Source organism: Emticicia sp. MM (assembly GCF_001649495.1).
The window spans coordinates 67724-85626 of the sequence record NZ_LXHX01000005.1 but is presented as its reverse complement, the minus strand read 5'-3'; the positions used below and the strand labels follow the sequence as shown (position 1 = coordinate 85626).

The 17903-nt window shown below is 37.4% G+C and carries 14 protein-coding genes and 1 riboswitch; of the genes, 11 read left to right on the top strand and 3 right to left on the bottom strand.

The features are described from left to right. The first annotated feature begins 26 nt into the window (after positions 1-26). A complete protein-coding gene (locus A6M55_RS00800; protein ID WP_064196142.1) occupies positions 27-1472 on the top strand; it encodes a Gfo/Idh/MocA family protein in 1446 nt (481 codons plus the stop codon). A 72-nt stretch (positions 1473-1544) separates the two neighbouring features. Here A6M55_RS00800 and A6M55_RS00795 read toward each other — a convergent pair whose 3' ends face one another. Then, positions 1545-3710, bottom strand: a complete 2166-nt coding sequence (locus A6M55_RS00795) for a TonB-dependent receptor (protein WP_064196141.1) — start codon at positions 3708-3710, stop codon at positions 1545-1547. A 127-nt stretch (positions 3711-3837) separates the two neighbouring features. Beyond that, positions 3838-3936: riboswitch (TPP riboswitch) on the bottom strand. A 151-nt stretch (positions 3937-4087) separates the two neighbouring features. Here A6M55_RS00795 and A6M55_RS00790 point away from each other — a divergent pair. Genes A6M55_RS00790 through A6M55_RS00775 form a run of 4 tightly spaced genes read left to right on the top strand, consistent with a single transcriptional unit; the run spans position 4088 to position 5833 of the window. Further along, positions 4088-4384 (top strand): hypothetical protein, encoded by a 297-nt coding sequence (locus A6M55_RS00790; RefSeq protein ID WP_015029160.1) that lies wholly within the window; start codon positions 4088-4090, stop codon positions 4382-4384. A gap of 17 nt (positions 4385-4401) precedes the next feature. Then, the gene (locus tag A6M55_RS00785) at positions 4402-4851 is read left to right on the top strand and encodes a ribonuclease domain-containing protein (RefSeq protein WP_229235458.1); all 450 of its coding nucleotides are present in this window, start codon (positions 4402-4404) and stop codon (positions 4849-4851) included. Between the two features lie 51 nt (positions 4852-4902). Beyond that, the gene (locus tag A6M55_RS00780) at positions 4903-5325 is read left to right on the top strand and encodes a barstar family protein (RefSeq protein ID WP_015029158.1); all 423 of its coding nucleotides are present in this window, start codon (positions 4903-4905) and stop codon (positions 5323-5325) included. Between the two features lie 10 nt (positions 5326-5335). After that, positions 5336-5833, top strand: a complete 498-nt coding sequence (locus tag A6M55_RS00775; RefSeq protein WP_064196140.1) for a GNAT family N-acetyltransferase — start codon at positions 5336-5338, stop codon at positions 5831-5833. 53 nt (positions 5834-5886) lie between these two features. Here the strand turns inward: A6M55_RS00775 and A6M55_RS00770 are convergent, their stop codons facing one another. Continuing rightward, a complete protein-coding gene (locus A6M55_RS00770) occupies positions 5887-6411 on the bottom strand; it encodes a DUF2911 domain-containing protein (protein WP_064196139.1) in 525 nt (174 codons plus the stop codon). Between the two features lie 325 nt (positions 6412-6736). On the opposite strand from A6M55_RS00770, the gene mutL reads away from it, so the two are divergent. From mutL to A6M55_RS00740, 6 genes are all read left to right on the top strand, one after another. Continuing rightward, the gene (gene mutL, locus A6M55_RS00765) at positions 6737-8638 is read left to right on the top strand and encodes a DNA mismatch repair endonuclease MutL (protein ID WP_064196138.1); all 1902 of its coding nucleotides are present in this window, start codon (positions 6737-6739) and stop codon (positions 8636-8638) included. Positions 8639-8678: 40 nt separating this feature from the next. Further along, positions 8679-9317 carry a rhomboid family intramembrane serine protease gene (locus A6M55_RS00760; RefSeq protein ID WP_015029154.1) on the top strand — a complete coding sequence of 213 codons (639 nt, stop codon included), beginning with the start codon at positions 8679-8681 and terminating at the stop codon, positions 9315-9317. 2 nt (positions 9318-9319) lie between these two features. Then, entirely contained in the window at positions 9320-10243 is a 924-nt protein-coding gene (locus A6M55_RS00755; RefSeq protein ID WP_064196137.1) for a rhomboid family intramembrane serine protease, read from the top strand. Positions 10244-10416: 173 nt separating this feature from the next. Continuing rightward, complete coding sequence (dxs, locus tag A6M55_RS00750) at positions 10417-12348, top strand: 1-deoxy-D-xylulose-5-phosphate synthase (RefSeq protein ID WP_064196136.1); 1932 nt, start codon at positions 10417-10419, stop codon at positions 12346-12348. Between the two features lie 126 nt (positions 12349-12474). Beyond that, a complete protein-coding gene (gene uvrA / locus A6M55_RS00745; protein WP_064196135.1) occupies positions 12475-15321 on the top strand; it encodes an excinuclease ABC subunit UvrA in 2847 nt (948 codons plus the stop codon). Positions 15322-15789: 468 nt separating this feature from the next. Beyond that, positions 15790-16539, top strand: coding sequence for a sterol desaturase family protein (locus A6M55_RS00740; RefSeq protein ID WP_229235457.1), 750 nt, complete (start codon positions 15790-15792; stop codon positions 16537-16539). 16 nt (positions 16540-16555) lie between these two features. On the opposite strand, the gene A6M55_RS00735 is transcribed toward A6M55_RS00740, so the two are convergent. Beyond that, the gene (locus A6M55_RS00735) at positions 16556-17860 is read right to left on the bottom strand and encodes a D-alanyl-D-alanine carboxypeptidase/D-alanyl-D-alanine-endopeptidase (RefSeq protein ID WP_064196133.1); all 1305 of its coding nucleotides are present in this window, start codon (positions 17858-17860) and stop codon (positions 16556-16558) included. Between the last annotated feature and the right edge of the window lie 43 nt (positions 17861-17903).

The following is a 17903-nucleotide window of genomic DNA, read 5'->3' as shown; positions in this document are numbered from 1 at the left end:
TCGTAAAAATTCAACCTTCTATCAGCATGAACAACTCTCACGACAAAAAACAACAAAACTCACGGCGTAATTTCCTCAAAAACAGTGCATTAGCCTCAGCAGGCTTTATGATTGTACCACGCCATGTATTGGGGAAAGGATTTGTAGCACCAAGCGATAAACTCAATATTGCAGCCGTAGGCTGCGGAGGGAAAGCCGATTTCAATATCCAACAAGCATTCAACAATGGAACAGACAATATCGTAGCACTTTGTGATGTTGATGACCGTATGTCAGCAAAATACCGTGCGAAATTCCCGAATGCTCCGTACTTTAAAGATTATCGAAAAATGCTTGAGTCAGAAGCAAATAATATTGACGCAATCATTGTGAGTACACCAGACCACATGCACTATCCAGTGGCGATGTCGGCTATACAACTAAAAAAGCACGTGTATGTAGAAAAACCACTCACGCATGATATTTGGGAAGCTCGTCAACTCACTGAAGCAGCGGCTAAATTTAAGGTTGTTACGCAAATGGGGAATCAAGGAAGTAGCGGATACGGCACACGTGTTACCGAAACTTTGGTACAAAGTGGAGTGATTGGCGAAATACATACAGTAGAAGTATGGACCAATCGACCTGTGTGGCCACAAGGTGTAAAATCGCCGAAAGATAAAGGTGAAAAACAACCCATTCCGAGCGAAGTGGACTGGAATTTATGGCTTGGCACCGCTCCTATGCGTGATTATCACGAAGCCTACATGCCTTTCCGTTGGCGTGGATACTGGGATTTCGGCACTGGTGCATTAGGCGATATGGGCTGTCATTTCATGGACGTTCCATTTAGGGCTTTAAACTTAGGATACCCTACATCAGTCGAATGTTCGGTTGGACAAGTTTATGCCGATTTCTTCAAAGAGGCATTCTTCGATGATGTTTGTCCACCTTCGGCGGCCATTCACCTTAAATTTCCGAATCCTTCGAGCAAAACCCATAAAGAATTGAGCTTATCTTGGTACGATGGCGGTATTCGCCCCCGCTTACCCGAAGGCTGTGATTATGAAAAGGTATTTGCCAATATTGATGGGGGAATCATGTTTATTGGCTCAAAAGGCGTAATTGCTTGTGAGCTTTTCGGGAATAATCCTAAAGTATATATCAATGGTAAATTGGCTGCAGTAAAACTACCTGCACCGAAGCGACCGTTGGTAGAGGGTGATGTAAACGGACATCAACAACAATGGGTAAAAGCTTGTAAATCTGGTTTTGGCACTTATACAAGTTCATCTTTCGATCAAGCCGGCCCTCTAACTGAAATTGTATTGATGGGTAATTTAGCCGTAAGATCTTTCTTACTCCGTGATGCTAAAAATAAGTTTATTGGACGTAAAAAATTATTCTGGGACGGCAAGAATATGAAGATTACTAATTTTGATGAAGCCAACGCATTCGTAAAGCGAAATTATCGCGAAGGAGGTTGGATTTAAACAAAAAACGTCGGCATGGCTTTGAGCCATGCCGACGTTGAAATTTGACGTTGAAATTTACTGATAGAAATCTTATAACCTTATCTTCACCGCCAACAAGAAGTTTGTACCCGCTTGCGGATAATAGAAATTCTCGGTAGTTACTTGTTTATCATAAATATAGCTGTAAGTGTATCCATTCGACTCATATAAATGATTGAAAATATTATTTACTAATAAGCTAAAAGTCATTTCTTTCAAAAACTTTGGTTTAATGGTATAATTCGCTCTTACATCATTCACAAAAAAAGCATTGAGGCTACGATTATCATCACCTGTATTATCCATAAATTGTTTACTCACATACTTAGTCATCCAAGCCAATTCTACATTTTTCACTGGAGCAAAAGAAAGTTGTCCACCAGCAATCAGATTTGGTGAAAACGAAATATCTGTTTTCGAAAATTTATTGATTTTGTCGGCATCTCCATCATAGTTCACGATGGTTTCACTGAAGTTTTTAATTTTATTTTGACTAAAAGTCGCATTACCCGACAAGGTCCACTTTGGAGCAAATTTCCAATTTGCCATTAATTCAATACCTGCTCGGTAGCTTTCAGGTACGTTAACTCTAATCGCCTCGCCTACACCATTGACTTGCCCTGTTAATACTAATTGATTCTTGTAATCCATGTAATAGAAATTCGCATCAAAACTTACTTTCGAACCCGCTGTGCGGTATCCTACTTCTAAATCACGAAGTGTTTCGGCCAATGGTGCTTTTGGAGCATTATCTACAAAGTCTTGGCGACTTGGTTCTTTATTTCCAATGGCATACGAAGCATACACAGCCGATGTTTTGCTCAACTGGTAATTCACCCCAAACTTTGGATTAAAAAACTTATAATCAGTCTTCTGTGTAATGTCTTGGCGTTTATCACCCAAACCTTTCATATCATAGGCCACTGTTCTGTACTGCAAATCAGCAAAAAAGTTCAAGGCATCATTCACTTGGTAATACCCTTTGGCATAAATATTAAAATCGGTTTTTATTGAATGACTTTCGTACCAACGATAACGAATATTAGAGGTTGAAGCATTTTTTGCCCAAATAATTTCACCAAAGTGGTTTCCATCATATTTATTCCAGCCACCACCAATATTTGCTGAGAATTTCTTATTCGATTGATAATCAAAAGAATAAACCCCGCCATAAAAATCATTATCTAACCACTTACGACGAACCAAATCAGTACGTTTAATGGTTTGCCCTCCAATAACTACATCTGGTAAACCATAAGTAGAATATTTATCATCTGGTCTGAACTGCTCATAAAAACCACGTCCTTTCGTATAATGAAGTGTAGGGTTAAAAGTCCAATGCTGATTCAATTTAAAAGATGAAATCAACTGATAATGGTCTTGTTGATAATCATCTACTTGATTATCATAAGTGTAAGGATTGTAGGTACGATTTGTTTTCAATAAACTTTCGGGTACACCTTCCCAAGCTTGGTAGGTTTTCTCTTTTCCTGAAAAGACATTCAATCTTACAAAATTATTTTTACCATAATATCCGCCCGAAACATAAAACGATTTAAGGTCAGATGAAGCACGGTCGATGTATCCATCAGAAGTAAGTTTTGATAAACGAGCATCTACTACAAACGAACCACTTTCTGATTGATTTTTCAATAAACCTGTACTAGCTAAAATATTTGTTTTGAGCGTATTAAAAGAACCTACCGAAAAATTAGTTTCACCATAAGCATTTGGTTCGTAGCCCAAAGTATTAATATTGATACTCGCCCCAAAAGCTCCTGCTCCATTGGTCGAAGTTCCAACGCCACGTTGTACTTGAATACTTTGTGCCGATGACGCAAAATCAGGCATATTTACCCAATAAGTACCTTGTGATTCCGAATCGTTGTAAGGAATACCATTTAAGGTTATATTGATACGTGTTGGGTCGGTTCCGCGAATACGAATACCCGTATAACCGACACCCGCACCAGCATCAGAACTGACAACCACTGAAGGTAGTTGATTAAGTAAAAAAGGCATATCTTGACCTAAATTTACTTTTTTGATGTCTTTCTGATAAACATTGGTGAAAGCCATACCAGTTTTTTCGTTGGCACGAGTAGCACTTACTACGACTTCGTTTAGTTCACGAATCTTGGTTGAATCTTGGGCGTTAATTACCAGCCCCAAACTAGAAGCAATAAATAAAAGGATAAATGTTGTTAGTTTTTTCATTGAGTTTGAAATTTATAACAACAGGTAAAGGAGTAAAAACCTGCAGACAGCGTACCATCTTGTTGGTTTAACATAAATTAATTTTGGTAATCGTATAAGCAATTTATCAGGAGGTCATGAATTTCCTAATAGCAAAGCTCTCTTTTCCCTGCGGCGGCATTATCCGTGTACAGGTACGATGGGTATAATCTCAGCCCGTTGTATTAAGGCACCCCTTTTTGAGATAAGTACTGCAAAATAAACGTTTTTTTTGCAAATGTTGTTTATATTAGTGTGGAAATTTAGTACGAAAATAAGTTTACAGTGTAGAAACTTACTGATTATTAGATTTTTACGATTTACTTAATTGCATTTTAATAAAAGCCCTTTAGCATATTATGAGCCAATTTATGGTTGAGTTTGATTTACCAAACCCATTTCCCGAAGCATTTATGATGAAAATACCGAGTCAAAGATTGGTAATTAATCAAATGCTTGAAGATGGGAAAATCCAATCTTATGCACTTTCAATAGAGCGTGATCGCCTTTGGTGCGTAGTGAATGCCGATGACGAATTAGACGTTTTAAGAATCATTGGAGAATTTCCATTAATTGATTACATGAAGCACACCATCACCGAACTCATGTTTAATAATGCCGTAGTGATGAAAGTACCTGCTTTTTCTTTGAATTAAATTATTGATTTCAAACTGTGAAACAAACATTTAAGTACATTTTACTGGGCTTGATGTTGGTGAGCCAAATAGTAGTAGGCTGCCGACAAGCAAGTAAACAAGAGTCGTTTAAAGCCACTGAACCTACATCTGAGAAAGTGGCAGTTGATAATACAGACAAAGTACAAAAGCCTAATTATCAAGCACAAAAGCAAAGCAAAATTCCGAAAAAAGTTTATGAGGTTTTGAATTATGTGAAAGAAAACGGAGTTGCTCCAGATGGCTATGTTGGTGGTCGAAAATTTGGAAACTACGAAAAGATTCTACCTCAAAAAGATGATAGTGGGCGGAGAATTAATTACCAAGAATGGGATGTAAACCCTAAAAAACAAGGAAAAAATCGAGGAGCCGAAAGGCTGGTAACTGGTTCGGATGGACGGGCCTATTATACCAACAATCACTATAAAAGTTTCGTTGAAATTAAGTAAAAGTTTCGCTTTTAACCCTAATATACATTTCAACTTACCCAATATTCCTTTATGTCAAATTTTCTTATTACAAATAACTTAGATTCTTTACAAGGTTATCAAATTATTACAATCGATGGCCAAAAAGCACATACCTTGCGTGGCTTTTATGAGGAAATGGCCAAAGGCTTGCAATTTCCTGAATATTTTGGGTTTAACCTCGACTCGTTTGATGAAATGCTCAACGACCTTTCGTGGCTCGATCAAGAGAAAATTGCCATTTATATTACCAATTCTGAATTATTTGTTGAGAAAGAACGCAATCCTGACAAATTACCCACTTTACTCGATTTATTAGATGCCACTTGTGAAGATTGGAAATGGGTAGAGGAAGATGATGATGTAAAGAAAAAAGATTTAGTAGTCGTTTTCTCACCGAGCGAGCGAATCACAAAACTACTTGATAGTCAGGAAATTAGTTATGAATTAAGGTAATTATAACCCAATGCCTCAAGACTATACTCTTCGTCAATGGCGGCTAGGCGATGAAGAATCGCTCGTTCGAAATGCCAATAATTATAAGATTTGGAAGAACCTTAAAGATATTTTCCCAAACCCTTATACCATAGAAGATGCTGGGGCTTGGGTAAGAATGGCCACCGATTCGGAAGAAACTTTTGCCATTGTCATTGATAATGAAGCAGTTGGTGGTATAGGAATTTTGCTCAAAGAAGATATTTACCAAAAAAATGCCGAAATAGGTTATTGGCTCGGGGAGGACTATTGGGGTAAAGGTATTATTTCATCAGCTATACCCAAAATTGTTGATTATACATTCAAAAAATACGATATCCACCGCATCTATGCTGGTGTTTTTGAGTATAATTTGGCTTCCATGCGAGCGTTAGAAAAAGCGGGTTTCGAGAAAGAAGCCATTTTAAAGGAGTCTTTATTTAAAGAAGGACATTTTTATGATGAACATATTTATGTAAAATTCAAATAATAAGAAAAAGGGGCTCTTTAATTGATAACCCCTTTTTCTTATTCAATATCCCTTTACAATCTAATCGGCACTTTTATTTCCGTATTTTCCCAATGTAAAATCATATCTGCCCCACCTTCGGCGGCGGCAAAATCAATTTTAAATTGTTCCATCATTTCTGCGGTTTTTCCAACTGGCACATCAACTCTCAAAACATCACGTTTTTCATCATAATTAGTTCCCCACTGCCCAGTTTCGTCATTCATGATTATCGTCCACTTATCAACATTCGGTATTGTCCAAAGCGTATATTTTCCAGTTTTAAGCGTCTTATCTCCAATTTTTACGTCTTGTTTCACATCAAAAATTGTGGCTTCGTTGGCACCTGTACGCCAAACCTGACCATAAGGTAGAAGTTTCCCAAAAATCTCACGACCTTTTTTATAGGGTCGGCAATAATTTACTTGTACGGTTAGGCCATTTTGGTCGAATTTAGCAACATCGGCTGGGCTCTTTGTTTTTGTATAACTTTTGAAGCCAAAATAAAGAGCTACCAACACCGCTACTACAATTAATACAATCCTTAAGATTTTGTTCATTTTTTTAGATTTTAGAGGTTAAATACTCTACTCGCAAACAAGATTCAATCATCGAAAAGTTCGGTATAAAAAATATATAACTGATAAATATTTGACTCATTTTCCGATTAAAACATGCACAAAAGTGTTTTTCAAAAAAAAAGTAAAGAATATTTAATGATTTCACCTCGAAAAAGGGCAATTTTGCATCAGGCGAACAGTTTTTAGATTTAGTGTGTTTAAAATATGATGGTTTGCACATTTCAAACCTGTTTTACATTTCTTAATCAAGGCTTCTGAGAGAATCAGACCTTGAATTGCTAATAGTTTTTTTGAGATTATACCAATGCTTGATATTATTCATTTACTACCCGATTCTATTGCCAACCAGATTGCGGCGGGAGAAGTTGTGCAGCGACCAGCATCGGTGGTGAAAGAACTTTTAGAAAATTCGATTGATGCCCGTGCCAGTAATATTCAGTTAATTGTGAAAGATGCTGGACGCACCCTCATTCAAGTAATTGATGATGGAATCGGAATGTCGGCTACCGATGCTCGTATGAGTTTCGAACGACACGCTACTTCAAAAATCCGTACGGCTGATGACTTATTCTCTATTCTCACGATGGGTTTTCGTGGCGAAGCTCTTGCTTCGATTGCAGCGATTGCCCAAGTTGAGTTGCGTACACGTAGGATGATAGATGAAGTAGGAACTATGATTCGGATAGAAGGCTCAGAGCTCAAATCGCAAGAATCAGTTTCATGCCCTAAGGGAACAAATTTTCAAGTAAAAAATCTCTTTTTCAATGTTCCTGCTCGTAGGAATTTCCTAAAATCAAACCCTGTCGAGATGAAACATATCCTCGACGAGTTTCAAAGAGTAGCGTTGGCTCACCCCGAAGTAGCATTTACACTTTACCATAATGACGTAGAGGTTTACAATCTTCCAGTAGGAAAATTAAGCCGCCGAATTATTGATATTTTCGGGAAATCATACCGTGAACAATTAGCGGGCTGTGAAGAAGAAACGCCTTTTGTGAATATTTCGGGATACGTTGGAAAACCAGAATCGGCTAAGAAAGGTCGTGGCGAACAATTTTTCTTTGTAAATAAACGCTTTATTAAGCATAGTTATTTACACCATGCAATATTAAGTGCCTTCGAATCTACAATTCCCGAAGGAAGTAGCCCATTTTATGTTTTATTTATTGACATTGACCCTTCACACGTTGATATCAATATTCATCCAACCAAAACTGAAATCAAATTCGATGATGAACGGGCAATTTATGCAATTATCCGTTCGGCTGTAAGGCGTGCCATTGGTGTTTATAACCTTACGCCAAGTCTTGACTTCGAGTCGGATATTAATTTTGGTAATTTAACAAGTACCAATCGTTTTAGCGATTTACCAAGTCAATCAAGCATTAACCCAAGCGTTTCTGGCATTGCCGATTTCGAGAATGCTCGCACCCAACCACATAATTATCAAGCTTCTAAAGAACGTGATGATAATTATGTAGAAAAGTCTAATTCACAAAACTGGCGAAAACTTTTCGATGGTTTAGAGAGTTTTAAACCAAATAATCAGTCGAGTTTAAGTTTTGAGCACGAACCGTTTACTGTTGGAAGCAAGGCGAATGATATTGCAGATGAGAGTCGTCATATTGCCGAATTACAAGAAATAACCGCTATTCAAATACAGAATCGTTATATTGTGGCACAAGCCAAGAGTGGTATGATGCTCATTGACCAAAGAGCGGCCTATGAGCGAATTTTGTATGAGAAATATTATAACAATTTAAAAAACAAAAAATCGTTTACACAACAACTGCTTTTCCCGAAAACGATCGACTTTAGTCCGCTTGATTTTCTGTTAGTCATGGAAATTCAAGACGAAATCAAAGCTTTAGGGTTTTCGTTTGAAGAATTTGGGCAGCATACCATCAAAATCAATGGTGTACCACCAGAAGTGCAGGAAGAAAACGAAAAAGAGATTTTTGAGGGTTTAGTTCAGCAATACAAAGTAAATCAAGCTGAATTGCAATTAGATAGGGTTGAAAACGTAGCACGCTCATTTTCGAAACGTTCATCTTCAAAATATGTTGGAGAACTTTCAAAAATCGAAATAAATTTATTAATTCATCAGCTTTTTGAAACGGCAGTTCCGAGTTATACACCCAATGGTGAACCAATTATGTCGATTTTATCGTTAGACCAGTTGGCTGAACTTCTTACTAGAAAGTAAAAGCCTTTTTTAACGAAAAAGCTAAACAAAAAATTAAAGTATGTATCAGGTTACACCTATAGTTCGTAACTTGCTGATTATAAACATTGTTGTTTATGTCATACAGCATATCCTACGAATCGATTTAGCCGGTATTTTCGGCTATCATAATTTTTCGCTGTATGAAATGGGGCTTTTCAACCCCGTGCAAATTTTCACTTATATGTTTTTGCATGGCGGTACTGGGCACATTTTTAGTAATATGTTTGGTTTGTATATGTTCGGCCCAATGCTTGAGCATTTTTTAGGAAGTAAAAGGTTTCTTACGCTATACCTTGTATCGGGTATCGGTGCTTGCGTTTTACATGGTGTGGTAAACTTATATGAGATTTCTCAACTCCCAATCGACTCTCCAGAATACACCATGATGATGAGTATTCCAATGGTTGGGGCTTCGGGAGCAATTTTTGGTATGTTGGGAGCATTCGCACGATTATTCCCTAATACCGAAATGATAATTTTTCCATTGCCAATTCCTATAAAAGCGAAATATTTAGTATCTTTATATGCACTTTTCGAAATTTTCTCAGGCATATATAGTATAATGCCGGGAGTGGCTCATTTTGCTCACATTGGCGGCTTAATTTTTGGTATTCTGTTGATAAACTACTGGAACAAGAAAAAAGATAGATTTTATTAAAAGTGGCAAGTTTTATTGACGACATCAAAGCTCCTTTCAAAAAAGGAAATACCTTGATACAGCTCATGCTTATCAATACAGGAGTTTTTTTGTCTTTAATTATCATAAATTTTATTTTCTCCTTCACCCCAAATGGTGATAGAATAAGCGAATTACTGAGTAGCAACTTCGATTTGATTGCCCCCGTAAAGCAGTTCATACGCAAACCTTGGACAATCGTTACCTATTGCTTCACCCACTACGGTTTCTTGCATTTGCTATTCAATATGCTAACCTTCTTTTGGTTTGGAACTTTAGTGCAAGAATTTATTGGAAGCCGAAAACTCTTAAACATTTATCTGATTGGAGGTATTTTGAGTGGATTATTTTACATTACAATTTATAATCTTATTGCTTTAGCCAACCAGTCTGGTTCTTTAAACTTAAATAATATTACGCCTACAATTTTGGGGGCTTCGGCCGCTGTTTATGCCGTAATGTTTGCAGCAGTAGCCTTACTACCCGAATATGAGTTTTATCTTTTCGGAATTGTCTTAATCAAAATTCGTTACGTAGCTTGGTTCTTCTTAATTCTTTCGTTCATAATGCCAAGCAGCGGTATATCACATTTAGGAGGTGCCATTTCTGGTTATTTTTATATTTATTTTCTTCGTAGAGGCGTTGATTTGGGTAGCCCAATCGAAGCTGTAAGTGAATGGTGGGGAAGACTGTGGCGACCAAAACCAAAGGTGAAAATTCCACAAAGACGTTACAGCGAAACAACAGTTGCTAGTAAGAATAATGGAGGAGCTAATCTCGACCCTAATTATTTCCCTGACCAAGATGAGGTAGATGCTATATTAGACAAAATTGGGAAGTCAGGCTATGAAAGTCTTACGAAGGAAGAAAAGCAAAAACTCTACCGAGCGAGCCAAAAGAAAGATTAATATTTCTAAATTTTCCGTACATTTGTAACTTAATTTGCACTTCAAAAAACAAGCACAACTTCAAGTTCAAGAGAATTTACATCATGTCATACGTAAAATTGTTATTTAGAACTAAACAATTTTAACTGTGTTCAGTTTTAGAAAGACAATCTAACCTTAATTGGTCAAAAGATATGCTCATAACGCCCGGTGATATATTAAAAGACATCAACATTCCTGCTGATTTAAGAAAAGTTGACCGCGACAAACTACCTCAAGTAGCCGACGAACTCCGCCAATACATTATTGATATGGTTTCGGTTTATGGAGGACACTTTAGCTCAAGCTTAGGTGTTGTCGAACTTACCGTTGCACTTCACTATGTTTTTAATACTCCCGATGACCAACTCGTTTGGGATGTAGGTCATCAAGCTTACGGACATAAAATCCTAACAGGTCGTCGTGAAATATTTCATACTAACCGAGTTTATGGGGGAATTTCTGGTTTTCCAAAAAGAAAAGAAAGTGAATATGATGCCTTTGGCGTAGGCCACTCTTCCACTTCTATTTCGGCAGCTGTTGGTATGGCTGTTGGCTCGAATCACAATGGCGAAAAACAGCGTCAACACATTGCCATTATTGGTGATGGCTCGATGACAGCGGGTATGGCATTCGAAGGAATGAATCATGCTGGAGCATTGAAGGATGCCAATGTATTGATTATCTTGAATGATAATTGCATGGCCATCGACCCGAACGTTGGAGCATTGAAAGAATACCTGACCGATATTACTACCTCAAAAACATATAACAACGTAAAAGATGACGTTTGGCAACTTTTAGGCAAAATGAGTACTTTTGGTAACAGTGCCAGAAAAATTGTAGCCAAAATAGAGAATGCAATGAAGGGTGCTTTGCTTAGTCAGAGTAATTTCTTTGAGGCTTTAAATTTACGTTACTTCGGCCCAATTGATGGCCACGATATCGACCATCTAGTTAGTGTTTTAGAAGACTTAAAAAATATTCCAGGGCCTAAAATTCTACATTGCCTTACAGTAAAAGGTAAAGGTTATGCCCCTGCCGAAAAAGAACAAACCAAATGGCACGCACCAGGTTTATTCGATAAAGTAACGGGCGTTATTCAAAAGAAAGTATACGATAGACCAATGCCACCTAAATACCAAGATGTATTTGGAAATACAATTGTGGAATTGGCCGAAAAAAATAGCAAAATTGTAGGTGTTACTCCTGCCATGCCATCGGGTTCTTCATTAAATATCATGATGAAGGCCATGCCAGACCGTGCATTCGATGTGGGAATTGCAGAGCAACATGCCGTGACATTCTCGGCGGGTATGGCCACGCGTGACTTGGTTGTTTATTGTAATATCTACTCAAGTTTCATGCAGCGTGCCTACGACCAAGTCATTCATGATGTGTGCTTACAGCAATTACCAGTAATCTTCTGTCTTGACCGTGCAGGTTTTGCGGGAGCCGATGGCCCGACGCACCACGGAGCTTATGATGTTGCATATATGCGTTGTATTCCGAATATGGTGGTAGCATCGCCGATGAATGAAGAAGAACTTCGTAATTTGATGTACACTTTCCAATTGGAAGAAACTCAAAAATTAAAAACCGCCTTCACGATTCGCTACCCAAGGGGAGAAGGTGTAATGCCCGATTGGAAACGACCATTCCAAAAGCTTGAAATAGGTAAAGGTAGAAAGATAAAAGATGGAGAAGAAGTAGCCATTCTTACAATTGGACATATAGGTAATTATGCAGTAAAAGCTTGCGAAATACTTGAAAAAGAAGGCTTAAATCCCGCTCATTACGACCTCCGTTTTGTAAAACCTCTCGATGAAGCCATGCTACATGAGGTTTTCCAGAAATTCGACCGTGTAGTAACGGTTGAAGATGGCTGCTTACAGGGTGGTATGGGAAGTGCCGTATTAGAATTTATGATTGATAATGGTTATACAGCCAAAGTAAAACGCTTGGGAATTCCTGACCGTATTGTTGAACATGGCGAACAAATCGAGCTCCAACGCGAATGTGGCTTCGACTCAGAAGGTATAGCCATGGCCGTACGCGAGTTAGCCGCAAGTACTGTTTTGATTTAGACCTCAGTAATAAAGAATATTTTATAGCATTTAAAGCCATTACTCTTTTGGAGCAATGGCTTTTTATTTTCTGAACCTCCACCCCGCTTTTTTCGTTATCTTTGTATAAAAAAAGGCAAAAAAATAGTGAGCGATAAAAAACTGAACGACATAGACCTAACGGGCTACGAACAAATAGAAGTATTAGGTGCGAGAGAACACAATCTCAAAAATATTGATGCAATTATCCCACGTAATAAATTAGTGGTAATTACGGGTATCTCGGGCAGCGGTAAATCATCTTTGGCTTTTGATACCATCTATGCTGAGGGACAACGCCGCTACATGGAGAGCTTTTCGGCGTATGCTCGTAGTTTTATTGGAAATATGGAACGCCCCGATGTAGATAAAATCAATGGGCTTTCGCCAGTTATTTCTATTGAACAAAAAACAACTTCTAAAAACCCTCGTTCAACTGTTGGCACTACCACCGAAATCTATGATTTCTTACGTTTGTTTTATGCTCGTGCTGGTGAGGCCTTTAGTTATATAACTGGCAATCGAATGGTTAAGCAAACGCAAGACCAAATCATTGACCAAATACTTCAACAATTTGAAAATCAGAAGGTTATATTACTTGCTCCAATCGTAAAAGGGCGTAAAGGTCATTATCGTGAGCTTTTTGTACAGATTGCAAAATTAGGTTTTACGAAGGTGCGAGTTGATGGAGAAGTACTCGATATTAATCCTAAAATGCAACTCGACCGCTATAAAATTCACGATATTGAGATTGTTATTGATAGAGTTGTTCCAAAAATCGAAGACCGCTATCGCTTGAGTCAATCGGTAGGAATTGCCCTAAAACAAGGCAAGGGCTCTATGATGCTTTTGGATAGCAATAACCAAACACAATATTTTTCACAAAATCTCACCGACCCCGAATCGGGAATTTCGTACGAAGACCCTTCTCCTAACAGTTTTTCATTCAACTCTCCTTATGGAGCTTGTCCAACTTGTAATGGTTTAGGTACTATCGAAGAAATTACGGAAGAGTCAATTATGCCTGACCGTAGTTTGAGTATTACACGTGGTGGAATCGCCCCATTAGGAGAATACCGTGATTTATGGATTTTCAAGCAAATAGAAGTAATTTTGAAAGCCTACAAATCAAATATTTCAACACCTATTGAGAAAATTCCAGAAGAAGCACTCAAAACAATTCTCTATGGTAGTGAAACGCCACTGCCTGTTCCATCAAAAAAATATCCCGGCACCGAATGGAACTCTACATTCGAGGGCGTAATTACATTTTTGAAACGTCAGCAAGATTCAGATAATGATAAAATTCAAGAATGGGTACGTGATTTCTTAGTTATTAAAACTTGTCCAGATTGCGAAGGACAACGATTAAAAAAGGAGTCACTACACTTTAAAATTGCCCAAAGAAATATTGCTGAATTAGCCGAAATGGACATCCGAGAATTATCGGAATGGTTCACTGATTTAGAAACCCGCTTATCTGACCGCCAGAATGTTATTGCCAAGGAGATTTTGAAAGAAATTCGCAAAAGAATTGGATTCTTGATGGGTATTGGATTAGATTACCTTACCCTAAATCGTCCATTACGCACACTGTCAGGCGGAGAATCACAGCGTATTCGTTTGGCTACGCAAATTGGAACGCAATTAGTTGGTGTACTTTATATCATGGATGAACCAAGTATTGGTTTACACCAAAGAGATAACGTCAAACTTATCCAAGCACTGAAAGATTTAAGAGATTTAGGCAATACGGTTTTGGTTGTAGAACACGACAAAGACATGATGCTCGAATCAGATTATATTCTTGATATAGGGCCGGGGGCTGGACGTCATGGGGGTACAATTGTCGGTAAAGGGACACCGAAAGAATTTATAGAGAATCGCAGTATTACCTCTGATTATTTGAGTGGACGCTCAAAAATTGAAATTCCAGCCGAACGCCGTAAAGGAAATGGCAAATTTTTAGTTATCAAAGGAGCTACTGGTCATAACCTAAAAAACGTTACGCTGAAACTACCTTTAGGTAAAATGATTTGTGTAACAGGTGTGAGTGGAAGTGGAAAGTCTTCTTTGATTCATGAAACCCTATTTCCTGTACTAAATAAACACTTTTATAACGCCAAAAGAGAGCCTCTTCCTCATAAAGCCATTGAAGGTTTAGAGCATTTAGATAAGGTTATTGAAGTTGACCAAAGTCCGATTGGTCGTACACCACGTAGTAATCCTGCTACCTATACAGGTATGTTTTCAGAAATCCGAACGCTTTTTGCTGAGCTTCCTGAAGCAAAAATTAGGGGTTACAAGCCAGGTCGTTTTTCTTTCAATGTAAAAGGTGGCCGTTGTGAGGATTGTGAAGGAGCAGGAATGAAAAAAATCGAAATGGAGTTTTTGCCTGATGTACACGTAGCTTGTGAAACTTGTAAAGGAAAACGTTTCAATCGTGAAACTTTAGAGGTAAGATACAAAGGAAAATCAATTGCTGATGTGCTTGATATGACCGTTGAGCAAGCAGTTGAGTTTTTTGAGAGCATTCCGAAAATTAATAGAAAAGTTCAAATTCTTAATGAGGTAGGTTTGGGTTATATTACGCTCGGACAGCACGCCACTACACTTTCGGGAGGAGAAGCTCAACGAGTAAAACTAGCAGAAGAACTCTCGAAAAAAGATACAGGCAAAACCATTTATATTCTTGATGAACCTACCACTGGTTTACATTTCCGTGATATTCAAAAATTACTTGAAGTCTTACAAAAATTAGCTGATAAGGGTAATACGGTACTCATCATTGAACACAACCTTGATGTGATAAAAGTAGCCGACCATATTATTGATGTTGGCCCAGAAGGAGGTAGTAAAGGCGGTACTATTGTAGGCGAAGGCACACCCGAACAAGTAGCAATGGTAAAAGGTAGTTATACAGGTTATTTCCTTAAAGAGGAATTAAAAAATTGACTATTTCACCCAATAATTCATTAACAAAGATTAAAATTTATTAATTTAGTTACAAAAACTACATATCATCAGTTACTCAAAAGTTACTTTTGCTTATTTTTATGTCAAATAAGCAAAAGTCATCCAACCTTTTCCTAACTAAAAACGTCAGTATTTAAAGTTTAAACGATTTTGTAACTATTAAAGAAAGTTACTTTGCTGTTGTATTTCTAATCACTTTTCCTTATAATGAGTATAATTAAAGATTTAATTAGTGAACTTTTAATTTTTTTTAGAATTAATGGTTTGGTAGATATCATCCATTCCGGCAATTATCACGCATTACTAACCTTTGAGGGCTTTCTCACATTCATTTCCCCTATTACTCCCTTAATCATTATTTTTGAAATTCTATGGTTGTTCATTCAACATGGGTTCAGAAAAGAGAGCTATAAGGTGCCATTTCTCATTATTCTTACTAATAGAGTAATGAGCAGATTAATAGGTATTTCTGTATTACTTATTGCGATAGGTATCTTCCAAAAGTATGCCATTATTCATACAAGTATAACGTGGTATTGGTTTATATACAGCTATTTGGTCTATGAACTAAATAATTTTGTTCGACACTACCTGACGCACAAAGTCCGCCTATTATGGTGTTTCCATTCTGTGCACCATGCCTCAGAAGATTTAAACGCGTCTATCACGCTTACTACTTTTTTTGTTGAAAACCTCTATACTGAGTTTTTCGCAGCTATGTTTTGTATGCTTTTAGGCGTACAGCCGCTCATGCTTTTTACAATTATGATTATTGATAGCATTTGGGGGGCTTTTGTGCATATTAGTGAGCGAAGTCTTAAAAACGCTAGATTAGGTTTCCTAGAAAGATTTATTCTAACACCATCACACCACCGTGTACATCACGGTAGGAACCCTTTATACATGGACACCAACTTTTGTTCGATTATTAATGTTTGGGATATAATTTTCAAAACTTATCAAAAAGAAGAAGAGCAAGTACCAGTAGATTATGGTATCACTCGTCCGATAGATGCAAACAATTTTACTGATGTGTATTTTGGTGAGATTCTTAGTCTTTGGAAAGATGTACGTTCGGCACCTGGCCTTAAAAATAAAATAGCTTATATATTTATGCCACCGGGCTGGAGCCACACTGGAGAGTTTCATACAGCACAAAAGCTTCGTCAAGAAGCCTTGAAAGCAATCAAGCATTAAAAAAAATGGGGAGTTTTCACTCCCTATTCCTTACTTCCAATAAAATCTTTTCTACCTCTTTCCTTACTACGCTTGTTGGTTTCGTGAAGTTATTATTCATTAAGCTAAACAACATGATTTTGCCTTTCTTTGTAATTAAATAGCCACTTAAATTATACACGCCACTCAACGAACCTGTCTTGGCAAAAACAAAAGGTTCTCCCTCGGTTTTAAACATATTTTTCACCGTACCAGCCTTACCGCCAATAGCCATGATAGAAAACAGTTTTTCTTGAGGAATTTCGGCGTAGATTTTTTCCAAAAGCTTTATAATCGAACGAGGCGTAAATAAATTATATCTTGAAAGCCCCGAACCATCGACCCATTTCGGAGCATCAGGCAAGTCTTGCAAGTATTTTTCTTTGATTGATTTTATCACAAATGAAGAATTAATTGAGTCTTTAAGTGTTGTTCCGCAAAGTAAAAGCAACTGTTCGGCGAGCATATTATCGCTTTCTTGCATCATTAATCTATACACAGGCTCAGTAGGCATGCTATAAATAGTTTTTGCGGTAGTAGAAACTGGGATTTTTAATAAACTCACATTTCTACGCAAAGTATCCATCAATAGTTGTTGAGTTAAAGCCGTTGAGGTTTTAACGGGAATATCTTGCTGATAATTAGGCTTATTCAACAGCGATTTAGGTAATAAAAACTGATTATCGGCTGGTGTTCTTTCTATTTCGTATCCTGTATCTTTTTTATAAAACGTATTTTCAAAAATACTTGGTTGGGGCTTTATTTCGCCATTTTCGACTTTTGCACGCACAATATTACCATACATTGGTAGCGGTGACATCTCTACGGTATAATAGCTATTATAATCATCCCAAGCCCAACCCGAACCAAAATAAGGATTAGTAAAATTTCCATCTGAAAAATAGAACTTTTTCGTATGTTTATAGGCTTTCAATAAGTCGAAAGTCTTGGTACTTGTCAAATCTGGATGAAAGAATGTTGGGTCGCCAGTTCCCCAAAAAATCAAAGAATCAGCTTTAATTTCATAGCGAAGAGCAGGAATTGAATCGCTAAGTGTTTTTAGACATGCATAAAAAGTAAAAAGCTTAGTATTAGATGCGGGAGTAAAATAACGACTTGCATTACGTTCGAAAATCATCTTTTGTTCACTCAAATCAAACAAAGCCATGCCCGTCATACTCTGCGATAAGATACTCGATGTATCAATCATCTTGGCATAAGGCGATTTACTATAAATATTTTGTGAGGTTTTACAAGAAATGCTAATGAATGAAACAAATATGATTACTAAAGCTTTACGCATAAATATCATGAGCTTATTGAGAAAATACGATTAAATGCCCCAA